The 6014-nt window shown below is 57.6% G+C and carries 7 protein-coding genes and 1 pseudogene; 2 read left to right on the forward strand and 6 right to left on the reverse strand.

Annotated features, from left to right (window positions below):
- Positions 1-182 precede the first annotated feature (182 nt).
- A complete protein-coding gene (locus AC13DJ_RS00035; RefSeq protein ID WP_022989856.1) occupies positions 183-401 on the reverse strand; it encodes a SlyX family protein in 219 nt (72 codons plus the stop codon).
- A gap of 156 nt (positions 402-557) precedes the next feature.
- Between AC13DJ_RS00035 and AC13DJ_RS00040 the strand changes: the two genes are divergently transcribed.
- Positions 558-1100 carry a cold-shock protein gene (locus AC13DJ_RS00040; RefSeq protein WP_474539739.1) on the forward strand — a complete coding sequence of 181 codons (543 nt, stop codon included), beginning with the start codon at positions 558-560 and terminating at the stop codon, positions 1098-1100.
- A 69-nt stretch (positions 1101-1169) separates the two neighbouring features.
- Here the strand turns inward: AC13DJ_RS00040 and AC13DJ_RS00045 are convergent, their stop codons facing one another.
- From AC13DJ_RS00045 to AC13DJ_RS00055, 3 genes are all read right to left on the reverse strand, one after another.
- Positions 1170-1544 (reverse strand): hypothetical protein, encoded by a 375-nt coding sequence (locus tag AC13DJ_RS00045; RefSeq protein ID WP_022989854.1) that lies wholly within the window; start codon positions 1542-1544, stop codon positions 1170-1172.
- Positions 1516-2922 carry a hypothetical protein gene (locus tag AC13DJ_RS00050; protein WP_474539738.1) on the reverse strand — a complete coding sequence of 469 codons (1407 nt, stop codon included), beginning with the start codon at positions 2920-2922 and terminating at the stop codon, positions 1516-1518. Before AC13DJ_RS00050 ends, AC13DJ_RS00045 begins: the two co-directional genes overlap by 29 nt.
- 163 nt (positions 2923-3085) lie before the next feature.
- Positions 3086-3526, reverse strand: coding sequence for a VOC family protein (locus AC13DJ_RS00055; protein WP_289101199.1), 441 nt, complete (start codon positions 3524-3526; stop codon positions 3086-3088).
- Positions 3527-3584: 58 nt separating this feature from the next.
- Between AC13DJ_RS00055 and AC13DJ_RS00060 the strand changes: the two genes are divergently transcribed.
- Positions 3585-4484 (forward strand): DUF1853 family protein, encoded by a 900-nt coding sequence (locus AC13DJ_RS00060; protein ID WP_289101200.1) that lies wholly within the window; start codon positions 3585-3587, stop codon positions 4482-4484.
- Positions 4485-4547: 63 nt separating this feature from the next.
- On the opposite strand, the gene AC13DJ_RS00065 is transcribed toward AC13DJ_RS00060, so the two are convergent.
- Both AC13DJ_RS00065 and AC13DJ_RS00070 read right to left on the reverse strand, forming a co-directional pair.
- Positions 4548-5651: a hypothetical protein gene (locus AC13DJ_RS00065; protein WP_482932768.1), complete on the reverse strand. Its 1104-nt coding sequence runs from the start codon at positions 5649-5651 to the stop codon at positions 4548-4550.
- Between the two features lie 62 nt (positions 5652-5713).
- Positions 5714-6014 (reverse strand): annotated as a pseudogene (locus AC13DJ_RS00070) (hypothetical protein); the annotation flags it as partial.

Genomic DNA, 6014 nt, shown 5'->3' on the forward strand with positions numbered 1-6014 from the left:
ATTGAATTCTCTGGAGATGCGGTTGAAGCTGGCCCCGCCTTCGAGGTAAAGCTTCACCATCTTTAATTTGAATGCTTCACTATGTGTTCTTGTCATGTGACTCCCCAAAAGTCGGTGTCCAACTTTCGGGGGTCACTTCACGCGCGGGGGTCTGACCCCGGAGCCGGCAGCCGACTCCGGAATTAGTAGTGAGGAGGCGGCACCTCCTGCTCCTCTGGCCGGATATTGGACGGCGAAATATCCTTCAGCTGCTTGTGCAGCGTCTTCTTGGCATCCCACAGCTCCCGAATATCCATTTCCTGCCTGGCCACCTGCTCACTCAGGGTATTAATCACGTCATCCTGGAACGCAAGTCGCATTTCCAGTTCCGCAATTCTGTCTTCGAGGGTGTTTTTGCTCATGAGGTTTGGTCAGCCCTTTCAGTAATCTGGTATCATGCCGCCTTTTACCGCCACAGCCGGGTTTCTGGCCAGGCGGCGCTCATCGGCCGGACATGCCATGTTACCTGATGCCCGGCTTTTTATCGTTACTGTAAAATCATGGAGAATAATCAGCCAATGCGTAATCCAGCCAAGGCGATCCTCGTTGCTGTTCTGATCGCGATTCCGGCACCGTTTATACTGGGCCTTCTGCTTACCACCACTCCGGACCCCCTGCGCCTGCTCGCCATTGGCGAAGGCCTTGAGGCCCTGGGCGCCAGCGGTGGCATTGCCGCCTACATCATTGCCTTCGTTCTTTTCGCCGTTGCCGGCTTCCTGGCAATTGCACTGGCCGGCAAGCAGCCTGCAACCGCAACCAATGCCCGCAGCCAAAGCCGTCCGGCCCGTGCCAGCCAGCCTGCCAACAACTACGATGACGACGAAGACGATTTTGACGACAGCACCCCGGAAGGCAACGAAGAGGGCACCGTCAAATGGTTCAACGTGAAGAAGGGCTTCGGCTTTATCGTTCGTGACAGCGGCGACGAAATCTTCGTACATTTCCGCGCCATCCGTGGCCGTGGCCGTCGTGTTCTGCGCCAGGGCCAGCTGGTTCGCTTCAACGTGGTTGAAGCTGACAAAGGCCTGCAAGCCGACAACGTGTCTATCCTGAGCGAATAATTCTGCTCTGAAGACAGCAAAAAGGCAGCCAACTGGCTGCCTTTTTGCGTTATATGGGTGGTCGAACTGTCAGTTCCACACCACCTGCTGCTCACCCCGGTGATCCAACCGCCACCACTTTTCATCCTCTACCGGATCGCCTTCTTTCCAGTCACCCAGGCTGCAACGGATCTCACCCTCCATCGCCCGCCAGGCACTTCGGGCGCATTCCAGATCACTGTTCCAGGGCAGGTCTTCACCCTCCAGTACCAGAGAGGTAAATCGTTTGCCAAAGGCACCGGGGTACAAACTGATGCGAAGGCGAGCGCCGTTGAAGGAAGCCGTACCCTTCGCCACCGATGACACGTCAGAATCATCCAGCTGTAACTGGTCAAGCTGGCCTTCCAGCCAGCGCGACACCGCGCCCGACTCAAGGTCACGAATATAGATTTCCAGATCCTGCACCCGAGGATTCTCCATGCTGTTGTTCACAATGCAGCACATAGTGAACCGGCCCGGGCTTGCCTGCAACCCATCGTTCGAGTTCCTCGCGCAGATCTTCCGCCAGAAGGCGCCGCAGGGTTCCCGAACGCTGACGTTCATGCCAGCCGACTTCGGCGGCCGCCTGCTGAATCGATAACCGGGCCAGTTCCTGCTCAGAAACCGCCCAGTCATCCCCCCTCGCCAGCGCCACCAACGACTGGCGCCGAAGCGCATCCTGCTGACCTGCAACCGCCAGGGCGCCTAGTGGCCCCCGACCGGCAAACAGGTCAAGCCGCGCTGCCGCCCGGCGCACCCACTCCAGCATGCCACCGGGCCGCGCAACCATCCGGCTGTTCCGGGAGCTGGCATAGTCTACTGCTGCCGAGGAAAGCTGGATGTTCCATCGTTTCTCAATTGACGGCTGGTGCGCCATCAGGATGGCCTTGCGCTGGGTTGCACTCATCTCCGGCATCATAAGCGAATCGATGGCCCGGCCCAGCGACTGAGCCAATCGCTCCGGTGCACCTGAATCGCCGTTATCTTCAGACAACAGAAGCACCGGGCCCTGCCAGCCAGTAACCAGCTCATGCACTACACCATCCGGCTGCTGAATCAGCTCCAGCAACCCGGCAGGAGACACGTTGTCCAACATCAGGGCAGGCCAGTGCAGCGGGCCGGCTTCAGCTGTTGGTGCGACAGGCTGGTCTGACGCCATAATCTCGGCCTGCCGTCGGGGGTCCACCTGAACCCAGAGAAAACCGGGCATAGACTTCAACACGCTCAACCAACTGGTTTTACCGGACCCGGCATCGCCCTTCAGCCAGATCAGCGCCCGGGAGTTGGCTGCGGTGATGACCACCACTTCTTCTGCCAACTCGAGCCAGGCCGGATCGGTAACCGTTAAGGGAGTAATGTCCTGATCCACGCCGACAACCGGTGCCGGTGGTTCCTCATGCTGCGCCGGCCAGTGGCTGACCAGTTCCAGCACCGCCACATAGGCTTTGTCCTGCAGCCGTTCAGCGCCCGACGCCAACTGCCTGAGCAGGTGCGGCCACTCTAGCCAGGACACCGCATGAGTCTCCCGGGCTCCGGAAATCCAGTAAATCAGCTGGGAAGACAGGTCGCCATCACCCCGGACTTCGGTAACGATTGGCTGTTCGCCCTGAATGGTGCGCACCAGTTCGTCCAGGTCGACACCCTGGCGCTTGAGAAACGGGGCGATGTCCGGAATCGCGTCCAGCAACGCCAACAGGAAATCTTCTGCAGTGATTACCGAACCGCCGCGGCGGTCGACGCTGTCCCGGGCCTGAACCAATGCACTCTGGCAGGCCGGAGACAGGCAAGCTTGCCAATCATCCATTCGGCAACTCCTTCCTTGGTCATGAGAGGCGCATCATCCTGATGCGATTGTGAAAACGGTCGCAAATTCTAGAGACCCGGGAGAACCGGAGCAACGACAATCCGGCAGTTTTGATGACTGGCGCAAGGATTTGTCGTTGCTCCGGGGGTTTATGTACCCAGACTTACCAAGTACCAGTATTACCCATGCTGGCCCAGGGCTCCTGGGGCTCCAGTGCGTCACCTTTCTGCAACAGTTCAATGGAGATATTATCCGGCGTGCGGATAAAGGCCATATGACCATCACGGGGTGGGCGATTGATGGTTACGCCATTGGCCTGGAGCTTTTCGCACAGCTCGTAGATGTTATCCACCCGGAACGCCAGGTGCCCGAAATTACGGCCGCCGGTGTATTCCTCCGGATCCCAGTTGTAGGTCAACTCCACCATCGGTGCCTGATTTTCCCGGGCACGGGCTTCGTCTTCCGGAGCGGCCAGGAACACCAGGGTAAAGCGGCCCTGCTCGCTGTCTTTACGGGAGATTTCCACCATACCCAGCAGGTCGCAGAAGAAGTGGAGAGTGTCGTCCAGATTGCTGACTCGAATCATCGTATGCAGGTATTGCATGGTTGGCTCCTGAATTTAATGGCTCTTAAACCGCCACAGTTTACGTTATTCTCGGGCCATGACGAAAAACGCAGATACCGAAACCCCACTCACCTTTCAGACACCGGCGGTGCGCCACCTGGCGTGGCTGTGCTCTGCACCGCAGTTGCTCGAAGCGCCTGTGTCTTTCTATCCGCAGCAATGGTTACCTGACAACTACCAGGAAAGATTGCAGCACTGGGACCAACAACCGGAAGCCATGCCCGCAAGGCTAGCCCAGCCCGCCGAGCGCCGGTTAGGCCATTACTTTGAACGTTTGTATGAAGTGCTTCTGAAAGAATTGCTGGGGTGGGAGCTATTACTGAAGAACCAGCAAATCAAAGCCGATAACCGAACCATTGGCGAGCTGGACTTCGTAGTGCGTAACCGCCAGACCGGTTGCCTGGAACACCACGAGATCGCCATTAAATACTATCTGGGCGTGAACGAAGGCGAAACCGGCACTCGATGGTACGGCCCCAACGCAAAGGACCGGCTGGACCTGAAAGCACACCGAATACTGAGCCACCAAAGCCCCATGGCGCAGCGGGTGGAGGCTCAGGCGTTGCTGGCAGAGCTGGGGATTTCAGAGGCCCTTACCCCGAAAGTGTTTATGCCGGGTTACCTGTTCTATCCCGGTGATCGGGTGGAACTGCCGGATTACGTGCCGACGGAGCATTTGCAAGGGCGCTGGTGCTATGCCCGCGATTTGGAGAACTCAGACCTGACCGGCTGGGTGCCGTTGAAAAAGCCCCATTGGATTGGGCCCTGGAGGCAGAGTGAGCAGCCTGATGTTCGAGCTGCCCGGGAGGCGCTGGAGTTTGTGGAGGCTAAGGGCGTGCCGGTGTTGTTTGCTCGGGTGGAGTGGCAACCGGGGCTTGGGTGTTGGGTTGAGCGGGGGCGGTGGTTTGTGGTGCCGGGGGAGTGGCCTGCGCAATAGCGACAGGCCCGAGGCCCACACCCCAGCTGCTACCCCCTCAAATTGTGGGCAGAGGCCAAGGCATCAAATCGGCCAAGCATCGGCCGGTCGTAGTTTGCGGTATTCATCCATCGAAATCTTACCCAGTTGCGGAGTGAGCTTGCAGGTTCTCTCGCCCCAGGGATAACTCTCCTGCCGCCGATGGACCTCGTTCCAGCCCTCACCATTTTTCCAGGCCTCCAGATCGAGGTCACGCCAGTATCTGGGATTGCGCCCCGCTCTCTTATCGTGCTCTGCGGTTACCGGGTCCAGGTGCCGGAAGGGCTCCAGGCGAGGGGTGTCGGGCAAGGGTTGCGTTACATCCATGTAGGTCTGCAGCATGTCCCAGGTGGCGAGCACCTCTGATTTGCTGGATTCGATGGAGCTGAACGCCATCCCATGAAAAGACTTCTGGGTGTAACGATGCACCAGAATCAGACGGTAAAACACACCACTTTGCTGGATAACGCGGTCGACGTAGGCATCAAACTCGACGAACGGCGCCTGGAAAAAGCGACCTCCTCCCATGGCCAGCCGCACCTGCCCGCTGACCCGGTTGAATTCGCTGCAGCCGTCTTCAAGGGTCTTGTCCAGCCTCTTGTTGATGGCTTTTTCGAAGGGTTTAAGGATGAAACCGATGCCGGTGCTCATGAGCCAGTTTGTTGTGGGACGAATCATCCAAAACGAAACCAGAAGCCACGCAGGCACTAAAACGAACAATGCCATCAAGTGCAGGAAAGCGGGCAACTCATAGGATTCTGTCATTTCTACCGTGCCCCAAACAATTGCCCCGGTCCCTCCAACAACAAGCGTCAATATCCACAGCATCGGCACCAAAAGAATTAAAACTTTGAGCCCCAGCTTTTCATTCAGGAAGCGAATCCGCTGATGATCCCACCACCAGTCATTTGAACAAAACTGAGGATCCTGCTTTTCATGATCCTGAAGTACCTCAATGTCTTGAACAGTTCCCTGGTACGGAATAGTGAATGCATAGCTGCCGATGGGCTGGAGCTCTTCTCCAATTCGAGCTCGCTCCTCGGGCGGTTTCGGCAATGGGCCAATATCAGTTGCCCGAAATGCAGTGTCTGAAAAACAGGACACGGGCTGTTGTGCATTCATCCGCTGACCTGGTTGGGTTTCAGCCAAAAATATTCCTCCGTGGGCACAAGAAACTATTCGAACTCCCACCACAACCGGAAGTGAGGGCCTTACACGACACAGGCTGTTTCCGGTCGACTTTGGCGATAAGTGGGCATATTCACACTGCCCAATTGCGGAGTGACTCTGCATTGCCTGCGGCCCCACGCATACTGCCGCTGCTTTTTCAATATCTCCGCACCCTCTCCCTTCTGCCAGTTCTCCAGATTGAGGTCTCGCCAGTAGCGGGGGTTACGGCTAGTAGTCTGGTCGTACTTGGCGGTCACCGGGTCCAGGTGGCGAAACGGCTCCAACCGGGGCATGTCTGGCAGGGGCTGGGTGACGTCCATGTAGCGTTGCAACATATCCCAC

It is taken from the genome of Marinobacter sp. L-46 (assembly GCF_056859535.1).